A 17,165-nucleotide genomic window follows, 5' to 3' on the forward strand; every position below is an offset into this window, starting at 1 on the left:
ACATGTGACGAATATTCTTAATAATCTCAATCCAGAACAGTATGAAGCGGTGACCTTGCCGCCTGTTAATGAGGCTGGAAATGCCCAGTCTGCCATGATCTTGGCCGGAGCAGGTAGTGGCAAGACCAAAGTTCTGACCACCCGAATTGCTTGGTTAATTCAGACATCTCAGGCGTCACCTGCCGGCATTTTGGCGGTTACCTTCACCAATAAAGCCGCAAAAGAGATGTTGACCCGACTTTCAGTGATGATGCCGATCAATACCCGCGGTATGTGGGTGGGTACCTTCCACGGACTCTGTAACCGTTTATTGAGAGCCCATCATAAAGATGCTGGTTTGCCTTCGACTTTCCAGATTTTGGATACGCAAGATCAACTATCGGCTATTAAGAGGCTGTTGAAGTCTCTCAAAATTGACGATGAAAAATACCCGCCTAAGCAACTTCAGTACTTTATTGCTCACGCTAAAGAAAAGGGCATGCGCTCCAAGGATATGGACCGAGGTGACTCGTTCCAAAATGCGATGGTCGAGCTTTATCAAGCGTATGAAGAGCAATGTCAGCGCGAAGGCGTGGTGGATTTTGCGGAGCTTCTTTTGCGAAGTTATGAGCTCCTTAAACATCATCAAGCGATTCGCGAGCATTATCAAGAACGCTTCCGTCATATTTTGGTTGATGAGTTTCAGGATACGAATGCTTTGCAATATGCCTGGTTAAAGCTGATATCGGGTTATGGCTCATCCAACCCAAGTTCTGTTTTTGCTGTGGGTGATGATGATCAAAGTATTTACGCTTTCCGTGGAGCCGATGTGGAGAACATGCGTTTATTTGAAAGACATTTCAAACCGCACTTAGTTAAGCTAGAGCAAAACTATCGTTCATTTGGGCATATTCTTGATGCCGCTAACCATCTAATTGCTAACAACACCGAGCGTTTAGGTAAGAACTTACGAACCGACGCAGGCCATGGTGAGCCTGTTCGAGTTTATGAGGCAGCAACGGATGGGACTGAGGCTGCTTGGATGGTGGATGAGATCAAGAGTCTGATTAATACCGGCAGTACTAGAAGCGAAACAGCGATTCTTTATAGAAGTAATGCTCAGTCTCGAATTATTGAGCATGGATTATTTTCAGCGGGCATTCCATACCGTGTTTATGGTGGTTTGCGATTCTTCGAGCGCGCTGAAATTAAACATGCCTTAGCCTACCTTCGTCTTTTAGAGAACCCTAACGACGACACATCATTTTCGAGAGTTGTTAATTTCCCAACCAGGGGTATTGGTGCTAAAAGTATTGAAACTTTGCAAGATAGCGCTAAATTGAACAATTGTTCTTTTTATGCGGCAGCACCTTATTTGGATGGTAAGGCGGGCAGTTCGATTTCAGCGTTTGTCAGGCTGATTGATCATATGAGAGATGCCACCCGTCATTACACATTGCCTGAGACTGTGGATTACGTGATTCAAAACAGCGGTTTAATTCAGCACTACTTAACGGAGCGTGAAGGGCAAGACCGCGTAGAGAACTTGCAAGAATTAGTTAATGCAGCCACAGCCTTTGTGGCTGAAGAAGGTATTCCTCAAGATACGGCGGCCGGAACCTCGGAAACTGAAGTGGTGGTTGAAATGTCGCCTCTAGCTGGTTTCTTAGCGCATGCTTCATTAGAAGCGGGCGACAACCAAGCTCAAGCAGGTCAGGATGCGGTGCAACTTATGACAGTTCATGCTGCCAAAGGTTTGGAATTTACCAATGTCTTTATTACGGGTCTTGAAGAAGGCTTATTCCCTCATGAGAATAGTGTGAATGAAGAGGATGGTTTGGAAGAAGAGCGTCGCTTGATGTATGTGGCGATCACTCGAGCCAAAGAAAGGTTGTTCTTGTCTCACACGCAATCTCGACTTCTGCATGGACAAGTGCGCTACAACTTGCCTTCACGTTTCTTGGATGAGTTACCTGCAGAATCACTTAAGCATCTAACGCCTAAAAATAAAGACGCTCGTTGGGGTGGCACCACCACAACCAGAATGCCTTCTTGGTCGGAAGGAAGTGATTGGGGTGGGCGTGCAGCAACCACGCCACGTTCAATGGCTAGCGCCATCACCACACCTATCAGTAGCTTGCCACGTAAAGATAATGGGCATGGTTTTAGAGTTGGTCAAAGTGTCTTCCATACGAAGTTCGGCGAAGGCCGTATTCTGGCAATTGAAGGCTCTGGTGATGAAGCCAAGGCGCAAGTCAACTTCAACCGACACGGCCCTAAATGGCTGCAACTTGCGATTGCTAAATTAACTGCAATTGATTGATCAATACAAAATTAACCAACCAAGTAAATAAAGGCGCTTTAAGCGCCTTTATTTTTCTTGATGATCAGTAGCTGATCAGTATTTTTAGTTAACAGATTGTTCTGTGGGCTCAGCGAGTTCTTTATTGAAGCAAGCCTTCCAAGTGGCAAAGAATGAGCAGTACATCACCGTTAAGGCTGCCATTGAATACGGTGGAATAAGGAATGGAATCGCAACTCTTAGACCGATTCCATCTAAGAAGGCTTCAATTAAAAAAGGTACGACAACAATGAAAACTGCCCAAATCAACAAATAGAAAATAAAAGCAGCGCGATTTGACCAGCAAGCTACCCAGCTTGAGAATAAAGCCTGAGCAACAGACATTTTTTCCCAAACAATTAAGACCGGTGCAAACCACATCACCATGGCAACAGGTATATATAACAAAACACCCACACCAAGACCAAAGTAGAGATCTTTGACTTCTCGGATGGTTGGAGGATTCTGTTCTGTTAGAAGAGGAATTAGTTGTTGAAAATCAATAAAAGCACTGGCAATGAGACTGAGAATTAGAACCAAGAATGCGTAAATTGTGCCAAGACCTAAAAGGTTTTTTCGAATAACAGGACCATGCTCTCTTAAGCCTACCAAATAAATCGTAGGAAACACACGCTCTCCACGAATCACTCTTTGGCAAGCAGTCATGAATCCTACTGTTAAAGCTGGAGTCAATAGAAGAACCAGAAATACACCAAATACCGGAATTAAGATCGCAAACTGCGCAATGAAGATATAAAGAAAAACCAACATCAAGAACGTTAAAGGATTCTTTTTAAATAACCATAAGCCTTGTCGAATCCATAAATACCCGTCGGTGGCTTTTGTTTGATTAAGTAGCATAGATGTCGTTTAATTTATTTCTTGAGATTAATTGGCGTAATGTTAGTAGGATACTCTCGACGCAATTTTAGAATTCTCTCAAAATGTGTAGGGTCATGTGGCGTCAACATTTCTGCTTCTCGCGGAAGGTAAAAGTCCCACAGTCTTGAAATCCAAAATCTTAAAGCTGCTGCTCGCAACATCATGGGCCAAGATTCTATTTCAACATGATTGAGTGGGCGTACAGCTTGATAGTGTTCAAGTAATCCGTTAGCTCGAGGCGAATCCAACTTACCTGTCTGAAGATCAATACACCAGTCATTCACAGTAACCGCTAGATCAAACAACCATTTATCGTTACCAGCGAAATAAAAATCAAAGAAGCCGCCTAATTGGTCTTTGCCGCTGGAGTTATCAAATAAAACATTGTCTCTAAATAAATCACAATGACTTGGGCCCTCAGGCAGTTGAGCGTAATCGGCACTGTTAAAGAAATGAGTTTGTTCCTGAAGCTCAGTTGTGATCAATGCCTTTTGGGCATCACTCAGGTGCTCTAAGACCTTAGGAATAGTTTCTTGCCACCAAGGTAGGCTTCGTAAATTAGGTTGTGACAAGTGAAAGTCCTGACCAGCAAGGTGCATGCGTGCCAGCATATGGCCGACAGCTTCGCAGTGCACTGGCTCAGGATTTAATCGAGATGCGCCTGTTAGTCTTGAAACAATGGTCGCAGGTTTGCCATTGATGAAGCCCAGAATATTTTTTTGTTGATCTCTAACGGGGGCGGGTACCGTGATCCCTTTCAGAGCTAAGTGCTCCATCAATTCCAAGTAGTAAGGTAACTGCTCCTGAGATAGGCGTTCAAACAAGGTAAGAACATATTCTTCACGAGTACCATTTTTATCAATACTTAGAAAAAAATTAGAGTTCTCGATGCCGGAGCTGATACCTTTGATTTCGATGGCTTTGCCAAGCTGGTAGTTTTGATCTAACCAAACGTTGACTTCATCCAAGCTAACGGGAGTAAAGACGGCCATAGTGGTTTAAAAGGGCATTCGGATAGTGGGAACGCGGATCATGTCTTGTTCACGCTTAGGATTACTTGAGTCATTTGGAGCTGTCATTTCATACGTGCCAAGGGCGCCTTCCACAACAACTTCGGTTGGCTTACCACTTTCCTTATATTCTTTAATACTCGTGCCATCAGCTTCTTTGTGTTCAAAACTTGGCTTTTTTGGGGCAGCTTTACCAGTTTCTGCATTATTTTTAACCGCATTGCTGATTGGTTGCTCATTGATCTTTTTTAATTCTTCAGCACTTAATGCCTGCGCTCCTTGAGCGCTAAGTCCTTGTGATGAAAGGATAAAAATTGAAAATGTGGCTGTTAAAGCGAGCTTAAATGAGAGATTTTTGGCGCTCATAAATGAAGAAAGTGTGTAAGTAGTCATGCTTAATTGTACGATTGTGGGATGTCTACACATCGCCTTTTGCTAGTTGACGGTTCTAGCTACCTTTACCGTGCCTTTCATGCCATGCCAGATTTACGCAATCCGCAAGGATTTCCGACCGGTGCTATTCAGGGTATGGTCAACATGATGAGGCGCGCTCGGACGGAGTTAGACGCTGATCATATCGCTTGTGTATTTGATGCTAAGGGTAAAACTTTCAGAGATGAAATGTACCCTGAGTACAAAGCGAATCGCTCCTCGATGCCTGAAGACTTGGCGATGCAGATTGAAGCCATTCACAAAGTTGTTAAAGCTATGGGTTGGCCCGTGTTATCCGTGTCAGGGATTGAGGCAGATGATGTGATTGGTACTTTAGCTAAGCAAGCCAAAGCCCAGAACTGGACTGTTCTGATCTCAACTGGAGATAAAGATCTGGCTCAGTTGGTGGAGCCTGGCATTAGTTTGATCAATACCATGACAGAGGAACGTTTAGACACGGATGGTGTTTTAAACAAGTTTGGTGTTTTACCGGAAAGAATTGTGGATTACTTATCCATCATGGGTGATACGGTGGATAACGTTCCCGGTGTCCCCAAAGCGGGCCCTAAAACAGCTGTGAAATGGTTAAATGAATTTGGTACTTTAGATGAGTTAATGAAACGCTCTTCCGAGGTGAAGGGTGTTGTTGGTGAAAATTTAAGAGCCAGTTTGGATTGGTTGCCAAAGGCTCGTGAGTTGGTGACAGTCAAAATTGATTGTGATCTTTCTGAGCATCTTATTGGATTGCACGACTTGCATGCCAAAGGAGAGGATAAAGAAACTTTAAGAGAGCTATTTACAGAGTTTGGATTTAAATCTTTATTACGTGATTTGGATCGATCCAGTGGTAGTTCGACTCCAGCTTCTTCGAAGGCCGCTGTTGATAAAAAGCCTCAAGCGGATAGCGCTGCCACCTCTCAGTCAGTGGCTACGGGAGATCAGTTAGGTTTTGTGGCGGATCAACCTCAAGAGGTGCTTGCAAGGCATTACAGCTGCATCACTAAAGAAGCAGACTTTAAGTTGTGGCTGCAAAAAATTCAGGAGTCTTCCTTAACGTGTATTGATACCGAAACCACAGGTTTGGATGCCTTACGCGTGAGTTTGGTCGGCATTTCATTAGCTGTTGCTCCCGGAGAGGCTTGTTACATTCCTCTAGCTCACACCACTAATGAAGATCAGCTAGAAAAGGCGTGGGTCCTCGATCAACTAAAACCTTGGTTAGAGGGCGAGCAATACAAAAAACTTGGTCAAAACCTAAAATACGACACTCATATTTTTGCCAATGAGGGTATCGTCCTTAAGGGTGTTGAGCATGACACCCTCTTGCAGTCGTATGTGCTTGAATCGCATCGTAGCCATGATATGGATAGTTTGGCACAAAGGCACTTGGGTGAAAAAACGACGACTTACGAAGAAGTTTGTGGCAAAGGTGTGCACCAAATTACATTTGACCAAGTTAATTTAGAAACGGCTACTAACTACGCAGCCGAAGATGCAGATATCACTTTGCGACTGCATCACGCTATGTATCCTGCGATTGCAGCGGATGCTAAGCTTTTAAAAATCTACCGTGATATTGAGATGCCTGCGATGCATGCTTTGGGTGTGATGGAGCGAAACGGTATTTTGATTGATGTGCCTAAATTGGCAGCTCAAGCTCAAGTGGTGGGTCAACGCTTGCTTGAACTGGAAAAGCAGATCCATGAATTGGCAGGGCAGCCTTTTAATATACAGTCACCCAAGCAAATTGCAGAAATACTTTTCGGTAAATTAGAGTTACCAGTTATTAAGAAGACGCCTTTGGGTGCTCCTTCGACCGATGAAGAAGTATTGCAAAAGCTTGCTGAAAATTACCCGCTTCCAGCACGTATTTTGGATTACAGAAGTTTGGCTAAGCTGCAATCCACTTACATTGAAAAATTGCCAAGAATGGTGAATCCAACAACAGGCAGAGTGCATACGAGTTACTCTCAGGCAGTTGCTGTGACGGGACGCTTGGCCTCTAGTGATCCTAATTTGCAAAATATTCCAGTGCGCACAGAAGAGGGGCGCAAGATTAGAGAAGCATTTATTGCAAAGCCTGGTGCGGTGATGGTTTCTGCTGACTATTCGCAAATTGAATTAAGGATCATGGCGCACATTGCGGAGGACGAAAGTCTACTTAAAGCTTTTGCTGCTGGTGAAGATATTCATAAAGCTACTGCTGCTGAAATGTTCCATGTCGACCTCAAAGAAGTCACCTCAGAACAACGTCGTTACGCCAAGGTCATTAACTTTGGTTTGATTTATGGCATGAGTGCCTTTGGTTTGGCCGGTAATCTTGGTATCGAGAGATCCGCTGCGCAGCAATACATTGATACCTACTTTGCAAGATATCCTGGCGTTGCCGACTATATGGCTCAAACACGTGTTTCTGCCAAAGAATTGGGTTATGTGGAGACGGTATTTGGGCGCCGTTTGTGGTTACCCGAGATTAGGAGTGCGAACGGCATGAGGCGTCAAGGTGCAGAGCGTGCAGCGATCAATGCGCCGATGCAAGGCACTGCGGCAGACTTGATTAAATTGGCCATGATTGCGGTTCAGGTCTGGATTGAGCAAGAGAAGCTTGCTACAAGAATGCTGTTACAAGTTCACGATGAATTGGTTTTAGAAGTGCCGCAAGATGAACTTGAATTGGTTAAGCAAAATCTACCTCGATTAATGACCGAAGTGGCCCAGTTAAAGGTACCATTGCTGGTGGAAGTGGGTGTAGGAGCTAATTGGGAAGAAGCTCATTAATTGAGATTAAGACAGTTAAATGAAAAAATAAGTAATAAATTTAGATAATGAAGTAAATCAATAAAACCACATAAAAAATAAAAAGTGGCAAGTATTAGATAATTTGCAAAAGCAGACTAACTTATAACTGAACGAATGGAGATGACTATGGATAAAAACTTAATCAAAGAAGCTCAATCTTTAATCAACCCTTCTGCAACCAATCGCCGCGATTTTTTGAAATCTGCTGCTGTCACGTCAATGGGTGTCGGTTATGTTGCTGCCGCTGAGCCTGTGATGGCTCAAGCCATTAAAACTGACTTTGAAGGCATTGCAGCCCAAGATGTTGAGTTCACTGTTCAGGGTTTCTCAGTTCCTGCTTATGTCGCCAGACCCAAAACAACACCTAAGAATGGTTTGCCTGTTGTGATTGTGGCTAGTGAGATTTTTGGTGTTCATGAATACATTGCTGATGTGGCAAGACGTTTTGCTAAGCAAGGTTATCTGGCGATTGCGCCAGAGTTTTTTGCTCGTGCTGGTGACCCTAATACTTTGGGGACTATGGCTGAAATTTTAAAAGAGATCGTTGGTAAAACATCGGATGATCAAGTTTTAGCGGATGTTCAGGGAGCTATTGATTGGGCTGCTAAAAATGGTGGCGATGTGAAGCGTGTCGGTATTACAGGTTTCTGTTGGGGTGGTCGTGTGACATGGTTGTCCAGTGCTAAATTACCTCAGGTCAGAGCGGGTGTTGCATGGTACGGTCGTTTGGTAGGTGATAAAACACCGAACAGCCCAAGTCATCCGATTGATCATGCGGCAGAGATGAAGGCGCCAGTATTGGGCCTCTATGGAGCAGCTGATACAGGTATTTCATTGGAGAGTGTGGAGCTCATGAAGCAAGCGCTAGCAGCAGCTAAAAATAACAAAGCTGCACAAGCCAGCACGTTTGAGGTTTATCCAGATGCTCCGCATGCGTTCCATGCTGACTATCGAGCGACCTATCGTGAGGGCCCTGCTAAGGATGGTTGGGCGAAATGTTTGGCTTGGTTTAAGCAGCAAGGAGTTGTATGACCTTACTTTGGATTATCTTGGCCACAACGGCGGCTGGGATATTGAGTATTGCAGCGGCAGCTAGTCTGTCACTCACCATTTTGTCGCGTATGGTCGACAAAATGGTTAGTTTATCCGTTGGGGTTTTATTAGCAACGGCGTTGTTACATTCATTACCCGAGGCTTTCACTTCGCATGATGTGGATATCCCATCCTTATTTATTGCTTTGATGGCTGGTCTGCTTGGATTTTTTGTCTTGGAAAAAGCAGCCTTATTAAGGCATAGCCACCACCATGAGCACGATGGTCATGGTCATCATCATGGTCACGATGCTGAGTCGGCTGGGAAGAGTGGCTTGGTGATCCTATTGGGTGATAGTTTGCATAACTTTGCTGATGGCATCTTGATCGCAGCAGCATTCTTGATTGATCCACAAATTGGTATTTTGACGGCTGTCGCGATTGCTCTTCATGAGATTCCACAAGAAGTAGGCGACTTCATTGTTTTATTAAATGCAGGATTCTCAAAAGCACGTGCTTTACTTTACAACCTCATTTCCAGTTTGATGGCAGTGGTTGGTGGTGTTCTAGGCTATTTCTTCTTGGATGCAGCAGAAGTATTAATCCCTTATGTCATCGTCCTTGCATCAAGTAGCTTTATATACATTGCTGTAAGTGACTTGATGCCACAAATGCACAAAAGACCCAAACTTAAAGAGTCAATTGAGCAAGTTGCCTTGATTCTTTTAGGAGTTTTATTAGTTCTTGCTATCTCAGAGTTAACCCACGTGGGACATGCACACTAAAAAGCCAGGGTTATTTCTCTATTGGTCGGTTGGGGTTTGCACACCACTCACTCCAACTACCTGCATAAATAGATGAGCCCTTCAGGCCAATCAATTCCATCACAAACAAGTTATGACAGGCTGTAATGCCTGAGCCACATTGATGCACCACTTTTTCGCTAGCAATTTGATTAAGTAGGGTGTTGTATTCTTTTTTAAGGGTTGCGATATCTTTAAACTCCCCGTTGGGCTCTAGGTTGTCTCTGAAGCAGCGATTGATGGCACCGGGAATATGCCCGCCCACCGGGTCCAGAACTTCATTCTGACCATGGAAGCGATCGTTAGCGCGGGCATCCAAAATAGTAAATTGTGGGCTGGTGATGTTTTTTTCAACTTCCTCAACCAAAACTAAATTTTGATAGTTTTGAAGTTTTGTCTCAGGTGCTGCGACTCTTAAGTTTTCATGAGTTTCTGTAGCGTACTCAGCGCGAAGCCAAGCTGGGTAACCACCATTTAATAAAAAGATATTTTTTTGTCCAACTGTTTGCAACATCCACCAAAGACGCACAGCAAATGTTCCGCCTTGGTTGTCATAAATGACTATTTTTTTTGCTGGTGTGATGCCTAATTCCGCATATGTTTTTTGCCACTGTTCGATCGAGGGTAGAGGGTGTCTGCCATTTTGACCATTCTTTTGGCTTGCTAAATCATGGTCGGTATCGACAAAAATAGCTTTAGGGATATGACCTTCTAGGTAGGATTGATAACCCACCTCTGGATTGACTAAATCAAATCGGCAGTCGAATAGTAAAAAATCTTCGTCACCATCAAGCCATTGTTTTAATTCGCTCGCACTGATAAGAGACATACCAATCCTTTATTGAGATGATTCGTAAGACATCACTTTTCTATACCACTCATGGAAGTGTTGCATGCCATCTTCCATGGGGCTTTGATATGGACCAACTTCGTTAACACCGCGCTCGAGCAATGCTTTTCGACCAGCATCCATGCGTTCGGCGATTTCATCATCTTCGACGCAGGTCTCCATGTAGGCAGCTCTTTCTGCTTCTATGAATTCACGTTCAAATAAAGCAAGTTCTTCTGGGTAGTAGAACTCAACGATGTTGCGAGTTTTATTGGGGCCCATTGGTTGTAGCGTTGAGACGCACAGAACTCCTGGGTACCACTCCACCATGATGTTAGGGTAGTAGGTAAGCCAGATCGCACCGTGTTTAGGCACTTGACCTTGATGGTGTCTTAAAACAGCTTCATGCCAGCGCTGATAAGTTGCTGAGCCTGCTTGTTGCAAACCTTTGTGGATGCCAACTGTTTGAACGCTGTACCAATCGCTAAATTGCCACTCTAAATCTTCACAAGAAACAAATTTACCAAGACCAGGGTGGAAAGGAACGACGTGGTAGTCCTCTAAGTAAACCTCAATGAAAGTCTTCCAGTTGTAATTGCACTCATGAACTTCGACATGGTCTAAAACATAACCAGAAAAATCCAAATCTTTTGAAACACCCATGCTTTGCAAGTCTTTATGCACATCGCGAGGGCCTTCAAAAAGCAGACCTTGCCAGTTTTGCAAGGGGCTTTTACCCAAGTTTAAGCAGGGTTGTTCATCAAAGTGAGGTGCGCCAAGTAATGTGCCATCTGTTTTGTAAGTCCAGCGATGAAGGGGGCAAACAATATTTTCAACATGGCCTTTGCCATTTAGCATAATGGCTTGGCGATGACGGCAGACATTCGACAAAAGTTCAATGCCTTCGGAATTTCTAACTAAAACACGCCCTTCGTTTTCGGACCTTAAAGTTTGATAGTCGCCAATCTCTGGCACCATGAGTTCGTGACCAACATAGCCAGGTCCTTGCTTAAAAAGCAATTCGATTTCACGTGCGTACAGCTCAGCATCAAAGTATGCTGATACTGGTAGTTGTAGTTTGGATGGCGCAAGATTCTGCGCGGCAGCCAGATTAGTCATTCTTCCCACCCCGAAAAAAAGTCAGCCGAAGCTAAGCGGAACAACCAATCCAACCATCGACAGGTCGATATTGGAAAGGAAAATTGATTATACCCATGCCTAAAGCCTTAAAATCTCTTGGTAAATTGTTTTCGATCAAATTAAAGGGGTTTTATGCCTAAAAAATCAGCTTCCGAAGCAACAACTGTTGATCCGCAACTTCGTTACGAAGAGGCTGTTGCTGAGTTGGAGGGGCTTATTGCCAAGATGGAGTCAGGCAAACTCTCTTTAGAGGACACCTTGGGCGCTTACAAGCGCGGTGCGGAGTTGCTTAAGCATTGCCAACAGGTTCTTGAGCAGGTCGAGCAACAAGTAAAAACATTTCAAGGTTAATTTTGACATTTGAGCCACATAACGCAGCTTGGCTAGAGCAGTCCACCCAACGAGTGGATCAAGCCATTGCGGATTCTTTCCGGCATTTAGCACTCAAGGCTGGCGGCTTAAAAGAGGCCATGATCTACGCAGCTACAGGAGGCGGCAAGAGAATTCGCCCTCTATTGGTGTATGCCACTGCTAGCCTTTCAGGTAAGCCGTTAGACCAAATTCCAGGTATTGATGCTTGTGCCGTTGCTGTGGAGTTATTTCACACTTACTCATTAGTTCATGATGACATGCCGTGCATGGATGATGACGATTTGCGTCGCGGACGTGCCACGGTTCACAAGGTCTATAACGAATCAACCGCCTTATTGGTTGGTGATGCTCTGCAATCCATGGCATTTAGCTTGATTGCTGACAGTGCGCTCAATGATCGCCAAAAAGTTACGGTGATCTCTCATCTTGCTCAATCAGGTGGATTGGATGGTATGGCGGGTGGTCAAGCAATTGATTTGGAGAGTGTTGGCAAACCTCTTAGTAGAGATAGTTTAGAGACCATGCATCGCCTTAAAACCGGGGCCTTGCTTCGAAGTTCCGTACAAATGGGCGGCGTGGTTGCTGAACTTAGTCAACCAGATTTGCTGAAGTTAGATGAGTTTGCTAGTTCTTTGGGTCTTTTGTTCCAGGTCGTAGATGATATTTTGGATGCTAGCTCGGATAGTCAAACATTGGGTAAAACCGCTGGCAAAGACGCTGCAGCTAACAAGCCAACCTTTGTTTCTTTAATGGGTTTGACAGATGCCAAAGCATTTTCTGAGAAGTTATATGACGATGCCATAGCGAGTCTTAGCGTTTGGGGTGAAAATGCTCAATTGTTAAGATTGATAGCTCATAAAGTACAGCACAGAGAAAGTTAATGACTGATTTATTAAAAACTATTAATTCGCCAAAAGATTTGCGACTATTGAGCCGTGATCAGTTGCCTGGTCTGGCGGAAGAGTTACGTGAATTTTTAGTGGAATCAGTTTCTCAAACGGGCGGTCATTTATCTTCTAATTTGGGAACGGTTGAATTAACTGTCGCCTTGCATTACGTTTTGCAAACACCCTACGATCGTTTGATTTGGGATGTGGGCCATCAAAGCTACCCGCACAAAATTTTGACAGGTCGTCGTGATCGCATGAGCACACTTCGCCAATATGGTGGCATCTCCGGCTTCCCTCGGCGCGATGAGAGTGAGTACGACACATTTGGTACAGCTCATTCTTCAACCAGTATTTCTGCTGCGATTGGTATGGCTCTTGGAGCTAAAGCTCAGGGTGAAAAAAGAGTGGCTGTTGCGGTGATTGGTGATGGCGCGATGACGGCGGGTATGGCCTTTGAAGCCCTTAATAATGGTGGGATTCATAAAGACTTGCCGCTCGTTGTTGTTCTTAATGACAACGATATGTCGATTTCCCCAGCTGTGGGTGCATTGAATCGTTATTTAGCTAGATTAATGAGTGGTCGTTTTTATGCCACCACTAAAAAAGGTTTGGATAGTGTTCTATCCATTGCGCCACCTTTGCGTGAGTTTGCAAAACGCTTAGAAGAGCACGCCAAAGGCATGGTTGTGCCGGGTACTATTTTTGAAGAATTTGGTTTTAATTATATTGGTCCGATTGATGGGCACGATTTAGATTCTTTGGTGCCTACTTTAGAAAACGTGCGACGTTTGGCTTTAAATGGTGAAGGCCCACAGTTTTTGCATGTGGTGACTAAAAAAGGTCAAGGTTATAAGCTTGCAGAAGCTGATCCCATTTTGTATCACGGTCCCGGTAAATTTGATCCGAGCCAAGGTATTGCTAAAGCAACTGCCACCAAAAAAACATTCACCCAAGTATTTGGTGATTGGTTGTGCGACATGGCAGCGGCTGATAAGCGCTTGGTCGGTATTACGCCAGCTATGCGTGAAGGCTCTGGCATGGTGGAGTTTGAGAGTCGTTACCCTGATCGTTATTTTGATGTCGGTATTGCTGAACAGCACGCCGTGACGTTTGCCGGTGGTATGGCATGTGAGGGTATGAAGCCAGTTGTTGCGATCTACTCCACGTTCCTTCAGCGCGGGTATGACCAACTCATTCATGATGTGGCCTTGCAAGACTTGCCCGTTGTGTTTGCCTTGGATCGTTCTGGTTTAGTGGGCGCCGATGGGGCAACGCATGCTGGAGCATATGACATCCCGTATATCCGTTGTATACCGAATATGTTGCTAATGGCGCCGGCTGATGAAGCAGAGTGTCGAGACTTATTAACAACTGCTTTTAAGCAAGATCACCCATCAGCTGTTCGCTATCCAAGGGGCGCGGGTGTTGGTGCCACAGTGGGTTCTGAGTTGAAAGAATTACCTTTAGGTAAGGGTGAAATTCGTCGCCAAAGCCAAGGTTCAAAAAACAAAAAAGTAGCCATCTTGGCATTTGGTACTTTGCTCTATCCCGCCTTGGAAGTAGCTAATGAATTGGATGCCACAGTCGCTAATATGAGATTTATCAAACCATTGGATGCTGAGTTGGTTTGTTCCCTAGCCAAAGATCATGATTTGATTGTCACTCTTGAAGAGGGAGCTATTGGTGGTGGTGCCGGTAGCGCCTGCTTGGAAGCGCTGGCAGCAGCTGGGATCCAAGTCCCGTCGTTGTTACTTGGTTTGCCGGATCGTTTTGTGGATCATGGCGAGCACGCTTTGCTCATGAAAGAATGTGGGTTAGACGTGGCTGGGATTACTCAATCCATTAAGGTCAGACTTGAGCAGTTGGATTAAATTATCAATCTGTCTGCCATCTATTAACCCTATTAAGCAAACGGCATCAAATTGCATGACAATATAAATATGAATACTAAAAACACTAACTCTTCAGAATCTTCAAATACCTGTGCGATGGCGGATGTGCAGTCTTCTATTGATCATCGCAACATCGTGATTGATCGTGTAGGTATTCGTGGGGTGCGTCATCCTATTCAAGTTAAAACTTTGGATAGTATTCAGCCAAGCGTCGCCATGATTGATTTAGATGTTTCTTTGCCAGCAGATCAAAAAGGGACGCACATGTCTCGTTTTATTGCGCTTCTTCAAGATCACAATGCGCCTTTAGATGCGCAGCAAATGAAATTAATGGCTGGCAAGATGTTGCCCTTGTTAGAGGCTGAGGCTGGTCAGATTTCATTGAAGTACACCCACTTTATTAATAAGACAGCACCAGTATCGGGTGTGCAAAGTTTGATGGACTACGATGTGACGTGGTTGGCTCGTGCCACAAAAATAAATAATCAAGTCAATGTTTCATTGAGTTTGCAAGTAGTTGTGCCTGTCACTAGTTTGTGCCCATGCTCGAAACAAATTTCAGAATATGGCGCTCATAATCAGCGCTCTCATGTCACGATGACTGTTGAGTTGGCGCCAAGCGCGGATTTAAGTATCGAAGCATTGGTCAAGATTGCTGAAGCGGAAGCTTCATGCGAGTTATGGGGTCTTCTCAAGCGACCTGATGAGAAATATGTCACTGAACGTGCTTATGACAATCCTAAGTTTGTCGAAGATTTGGTGAGAGATGTTGCGGGTCGTTTGAAGAGCGATGCAAGAGTTCAGTCTTTTGTGGTTGAGGCGGAAAACTTTGAATCGATTCATAACCACAGTGCTTACGCTTTGATTCGATCAGAGTAACTGATCTAGTGGCCATCTAGGCCGAACATCAAATCCCCAATGCTTTTGAGCTAATTGGGGATTTTTTTTCAGTCTCATGGCTCCAGCAAATGCAATCATGGCACCGTTATCCGTGCAAAGATGCAGCGGTGGGTAGTGAACGGTGGCCCCTTCTTTTTCACAAGCTATGGCTAATGCTTGGCGCAGTTGTTCATTGGCACCCACGCCACCTGCGACAACTAAGGTTTTCATGCCCGATTTTTTAAGTGCCTGAATCGACTTGCTGACTAAGACCTCGACAATGGCATCTACAAAGCCTCTTGCAATATCGGCATGATCTGCTTTTGTGAGCGGGCTATTCAGTTGCAGTTTTTTAACTTGAGTCAGTACGGAAGTTTTTAGGCCTGCAAAAGAAAAATCCAAGTCGCCAGAATGTTTCATGGGTCTTGGAAATTGATAGTGATCGGATTGGCCTAGTTTTGCTAAGGCAGAAACCGCGGGGCCGCCTGGATAACTTAAGCCTAATAATTTGGCGGTTTTATCAAAAGCTTCTCCAGCGGCATCATCCAAGGTTTCCCCCAAAATAGCGTACTCGCCAACCCCCGTGACTTCCATTAGCTGGGTATGACCACCAGAAACCAATAAAGCCACAAATGGAAACTGAATATTGGCGTCATCCGCCAATAAAGGCGATAAAAGGTGACCTTCTAGGTGGTGAATCCCTAAAACCGGCTTATCCAGGGCTAAGGCAAGCCCTTTAGCCACTGAGGCTCCTACCAACAGGGCACCGGCTAGACCAGGGCCTTGGGTGTAGGCGATGGCATCAATTTCGCTCAAAGTGCTATTGGATTCTTTAAGTGATTGATTTATAAGGGGTATAACTCTTTTAATATGGTCCCGTGAGGCTAATTCTGGGACTACGCCGCCATAATCCACGTGCATGGCAATTTGAGAGTAGAGCGCTTGGCCCAATAAACCCTTGCCCGCAGGCTGTCCAGCCTCCCAGGGGGCGGTGTCAACGATGGCCACGCCCGTTTCGTCACAAGAAGTTTCTATACCAAGTACTCGCATGACTGTATTTTGCCGTGCTACAATCTCGTTTTACAGTTTTTTCTGACTTTTTTTCAGAACTTTATAGAGAACTACAGCATGACAACTATCCGCCTACGCGAAAACGAACCATTTGAAGTAGCACTACGCCGTTTCAAGCGCACAATTGAAAAAAACGGTCTTTTGACTGATTTGCGCGCTCGTGAGTTCTACGAAAAGCCAACAGCTGAGCGTAAGCGCTTGAAAGCTGCTGCTGCAAAACGCCATTACAAGCGTATTCGCAGCCAGATGTTGCCTAAGAAAATGTACTAATTCTTTCTCAGGCTGGATTTCTAGCCTTGGGATACGACAAACCCACTGACGGTTATCCCGCAGTGGGTTTTTTCATTTGAGGAGTGAAGATGAGCTTAAAAGAACAAATTACTGAAGATATGAAAAACGCCATGCGTGCCAAAGATACTGGTCGCTTGGGAACCATTCGTTTACTGCTAGCTGCTATGAAGCAAAAAGAAGTGGATGAGCGTGTTGAGTTAGATGATGGGATGGTGATCGCCATTGTTGAAAAACTTATCAAGCAGCGCAAAGATTCTATTTCTCAATTTCAAACAGCTAAACGTGATGATTTGGTTGCGATTGAGCAAGCAGAGTTAGTAGTTTTACAAGCTTATATGCCCGCACAAATGTCTGAAGCGGAAGTGATTGCTGCTGTGGCTCAAGTTGTAAAAGAGGTTGGTGCAGCAGGACCTCAGGATATGGGTAAGGTCATGGGTGCTGTCAAAGCCCTGTTGGCTGGTAAGGCGGATATGGGTATGGTGTCTACACAAGTTAAAGCTGCTCTGACAAAATAAGAGTATTC

16 protein-coding genes are annotated in these 17,165 nt (G+C 44.6%); 10 read left to right on the forward strand and 6 right to left on the reverse strand.

Annotated features, from left to right (window positions below; translation table 11 throughout):
- The first annotated feature begins 4 nt into the window (after nt 1-4).
- The gene (locus ICN28_RS07500) at nt 5-2,302 is read left to right on the forward strand and encodes a UvrD-helicase domain-containing protein (RefSeq protein ID WP_216287496.1); all 2,298 of its coding nucleotides are present in this window, start codon (nt 5-7) and stop codon (nt 2,300-2,302) included.
- A gap of 84 nt (nt 2,303-2,386) precedes the next feature.
- On the opposite strand, the gene ICN28_RS07505 is transcribed toward ICN28_RS07500, so the two are convergent.
- The 3 genes from ICN28_RS07505 to ICN28_RS07515 are packed head-to-tail and all read right to left on the reverse strand — an operon-like array spanning nt 2,387 to nt 4,605.
- Nucleotides 2,387-3,181: a BPSS1780 family membrane protein gene (locus ICN28_RS07505; protein ID WP_216287498.1), complete on the reverse strand. Its 795-nt coding sequence runs from the start codon at nt 3,179-3,181 to the stop codon at nt 2,387-2,389.
- A 14-nt stretch (nt 3,182-3,195) separates the two neighbouring features.
- Nucleotides 3,196-4,194, reverse strand: a complete 999-nt coding sequence (locus ICN28_RS07510) for a homoserine kinase (protein WP_216287500.1) — start codon at nt 4,192-4,194, stop codon at nt 3,196-3,198.
- A 6-nt stretch (nt 4,195-4,200) separates the two neighbouring features.
- Entirely contained in the window at nt 4,201-4,605 is a 405-nt protein-coding gene (locus ICN28_RS07515) for a hypothetical protein (RefSeq protein ID WP_216287503.1), read from the reverse strand.
- A 21-nt stretch (nt 4,606-4,626) separates the two neighbouring features.
- Here ICN28_RS07515 and polA point away from each other — a divergent pair, with 21 nt between their 5' ends.
- From polA to ICN28_RS07530, 3 genes are all read left to right on the forward strand, one after another.
- Nucleotides 4,627-7,422 (forward strand): DNA polymerase I, encoded by a 2,796-nt coding sequence (gene polA / locus ICN28_RS07520; RefSeq protein WP_216287505.1) that lies wholly within the window; start codon nt 4,627-4,629, stop codon nt 7,420-7,422.
- 147 nt (nt 7,423-7,569) lie between these two features.
- On the forward strand, nt 7,570-8,475 hold the full coding sequence (locus ICN28_RS07525) for a dienelactone hydrolase family protein (protein ID WP_216287507.1): 906 nt from the start codon (nt 7,570-7,572) through the stop codon (nt 8,473-8,475).
- The gene (locus ICN28_RS07530) at nt 8,472-9,260 is read left to right on the forward strand and encodes a ZIP family metal transporter (RefSeq protein ID WP_216287509.1); all 789 of its coding nucleotides are present in this window, start codon (nt 8,472-8,474) and stop codon (nt 9,258-9,260) included. The genes ICN28_RS07525 and ICN28_RS07530 overlap by 4 nt, the downstream gene beginning before the upstream one ends.
- A gap of 10 nt (nt 9,261-9,270) precedes the next feature.
- On the opposite strand, the gene ICN28_RS07535 is transcribed toward ICN28_RS07530, so the two are convergent.
- Both ICN28_RS07535 and ICN28_RS07540 read right to left on the reverse strand, forming a co-directional pair.
- Nucleotides 9,271-10,107: a sulfurtransferase gene (locus ICN28_RS07535; protein WP_216287511.1), complete on the reverse strand. Its 837-nt coding sequence runs from the start codon at nt 10,105-10,107 to the stop codon at nt 9,271-9,273.
- A 9-nt stretch (nt 10,108-10,116) separates the two neighbouring features.
- Nucleotides 10,117-11,226, reverse strand: coding sequence for an aromatic ring-hydroxylating dioxygenase subunit alpha (locus tag ICN28_RS07540; protein WP_216287513.1), 1,110 nt, complete (start codon nt 11,224-11,226; stop codon nt 10,117-10,119).
- 153 nt (nt 11,227-11,379) lie between these two features.
- Between ICN28_RS07540 and xseB the strand changes: the two genes are divergently transcribed.
- The 4 genes from xseB to folE2 all read left to right on the forward strand — a co-directional run bounded on the left by xseB (nt 11,380) and on the right by folE2 (nt 15,280).
- On the forward strand, nt 11,380-11,598 hold the full coding sequence (xseB, locus tag ICN28_RS07545; RefSeq protein ID WP_216287514.1) for an exodeoxyribonuclease VII small subunit: 219 nt from the start codon (nt 11,380-11,382) through the stop codon (nt 11,596-11,598).
- A 2-nt stretch (nt 11,599-11,600) separates the two neighbouring features.
- On the forward strand, nt 11,601-12,500 hold the full coding sequence (locus tag ICN28_RS07550; RefSeq protein WP_255536181.1) for a polyprenyl synthetase family protein: 900 nt from the start codon (nt 11,601-11,603) through the stop codon (nt 12,498-12,500).
- The gene (gene dxs, locus ICN28_RS07555; RefSeq protein ID WP_216287516.1) at nt 12,500-14,380 is read left to right on the forward strand and encodes a 1-deoxy-D-xylulose-5-phosphate synthase; all 1,881 of its coding nucleotides are present in this window, start codon (nt 12,500-12,502) and stop codon (nt 14,378-14,380) included. Before ICN28_RS07550 ends, dxs begins: the two co-directional genes overlap by 1 nt.
- 69 nt (nt 14,381-14,449) lie before the next feature.
- Entirely contained in the window at nt 14,450-15,280 is an 831-nt protein-coding gene (folE2, locus tag ICN28_RS07560; RefSeq protein WP_255536182.1) for a GTP cyclohydrolase FolE2, read from the forward strand.
- On the opposite strand, the gene tsaD is transcribed toward folE2, so the two are convergent.
- Nucleotides 15,272-16,330, reverse strand: a complete 1,059-nt coding sequence (gene tsaD / locus ICN28_RS07565; RefSeq protein ID WP_216287518.1) for a tRNA (adenosine(37)-N6)-threonylcarbamoyltransferase complex transferase subunit TsaD — start codon at nt 16,328-16,330, stop codon at nt 15,272-15,274. The two genes, folE2 and tsaD, sit on opposite strands and share 9 nt — an antisense overlap.
- A gap of 78 nt (nt 16,331-16,408) precedes the next feature.
- Here tsaD and rpsU point away from each other — a divergent pair, with 78 nt between their 5' ends.
- Together rpsU and ICN28_RS07575 are read left to right on the forward strand one after the other, a co-directional pair.
- The gene (rpsU, locus tag ICN28_RS07570) at nt 16,409-16,621 is read left to right on the forward strand and encodes a 30S ribosomal protein S21 (protein WP_216287520.1); all 213 of its coding nucleotides are present in this window, start codon (nt 16,409-16,411) and stop codon (nt 16,619-16,621) included.
- An 89-nt stretch (nt 16,622-16,710) separates the two neighbouring features.
- Nucleotides 16,711-17,157: a GatB/YqeY domain-containing protein gene (locus ICN28_RS07575; protein ID WP_216287521.1), complete on the forward strand. Its 447-nt coding sequence runs from the start codon at nt 16,711-16,713 to the stop codon at nt 17,155-17,157.
- The last annotated feature ends 8 nt before the right edge of the window (nt 17,158-17,165 follow it).

It is taken from the genome of Polynucleobacter sp. 30F-ANTBAC (genome assembly GCF_018882385.1).
Classification (GTDB): Bacteria; Pseudomonadota; Gammaproteobacteria; order Burkholderiales; family Burkholderiaceae; genus Polynucleobacter.

Bases quoted from the DNA above. Each gene is read 5' to 3' on its own strand.
- ICN28_RS07505 (WP_216287498.1), bottom strand. From the start codon at position 3,181: ATGCTACTTAATCAAACAAAAGCCACCGACGGGTATTTATGGATTCGA.
- ICN28_RS07510 (WP_216287500.1), bottom strand. From the start codon at position 4,194: ATGGCCGTCTTTACTCCCGTTAGCTTGGATGAAGTCAACGTTTGGTTA.
- ICN28_RS07515 (WP_216287503.1), bottom strand. From the start codon at position 4,605: ATGACTACTTACACACTTTCTTCATTTATGAGCGCCAAAAATCTCTCA.
- polA (WP_216287505.1), top strand. From the start codon at position 4,627: ATGTCTACACATCGCCTTTTGCTAGTTGACGGTTCTAGCTACCTTTAC.
- ICN28_RS07525 (WP_216287507.1), top strand. From the start codon at position 7,570: ATGGATAAAAACTTAATCAAAGAAGCTCAATCTTTAATCAACCCTTCT.
- ICN28_RS07530 (WP_216287509.1), top strand. From the start codon at position 8,472: ATGACCTTACTTTGGATTATCTTGGCCACAACGGCGGCTGGGATATTG.
- ICN28_RS07535 (WP_216287511.1), bottom strand. From the start codon at position 10,107: ATGTCTCTTATCAGTGCGAGCGAATTAAAACAATGGCTTGATGGTGAC.
- ICN28_RS07540 (WP_216287513.1), bottom strand. From the start codon at position 11,226: ATGACTAATCTGGCTGCCGCGCAGAATCTTGCGCCATCCAAACTACAA.
- xseB (WP_216287514.1), top strand. From the start codon at position 11,380: ATGCCTAAAAAATCAGCTTCCGAAGCAACAACTGTTGATCCGCAACTT.
- dxs (WP_216287516.1), top strand. From the start codon at position 12,500: ATGACTGATTTATTAAAAACTATTAATTCGCCAAAAGATTTGCGACTA.
- folE2 (WP_255536182.1), top strand. From the start codon at position 14,450: ATGAATACTAAAAACACTAACTCTTCAGAATCTTCAAATACCTGTGCG.
- tsaD (WP_216287518.1), bottom strand. From the start codon at position 16,330: ATGCGAGTACTTGGTATAGAAACTTCTTGTGACGAAACGGGCGTGGCC.
- rpsU (WP_216287520.1), top strand. From the start codon at position 16,409: ATGACAACTATCCGCCTACGCGAAAACGAACCATTTGAAGTAGCACTA.
- ICN28_RS07575 (WP_216287521.1), top strand. From the start codon at position 16,711: ATGAGCTTAAAAGAACAAATTACTGAAGATATGAAAAACGCCATGCGT.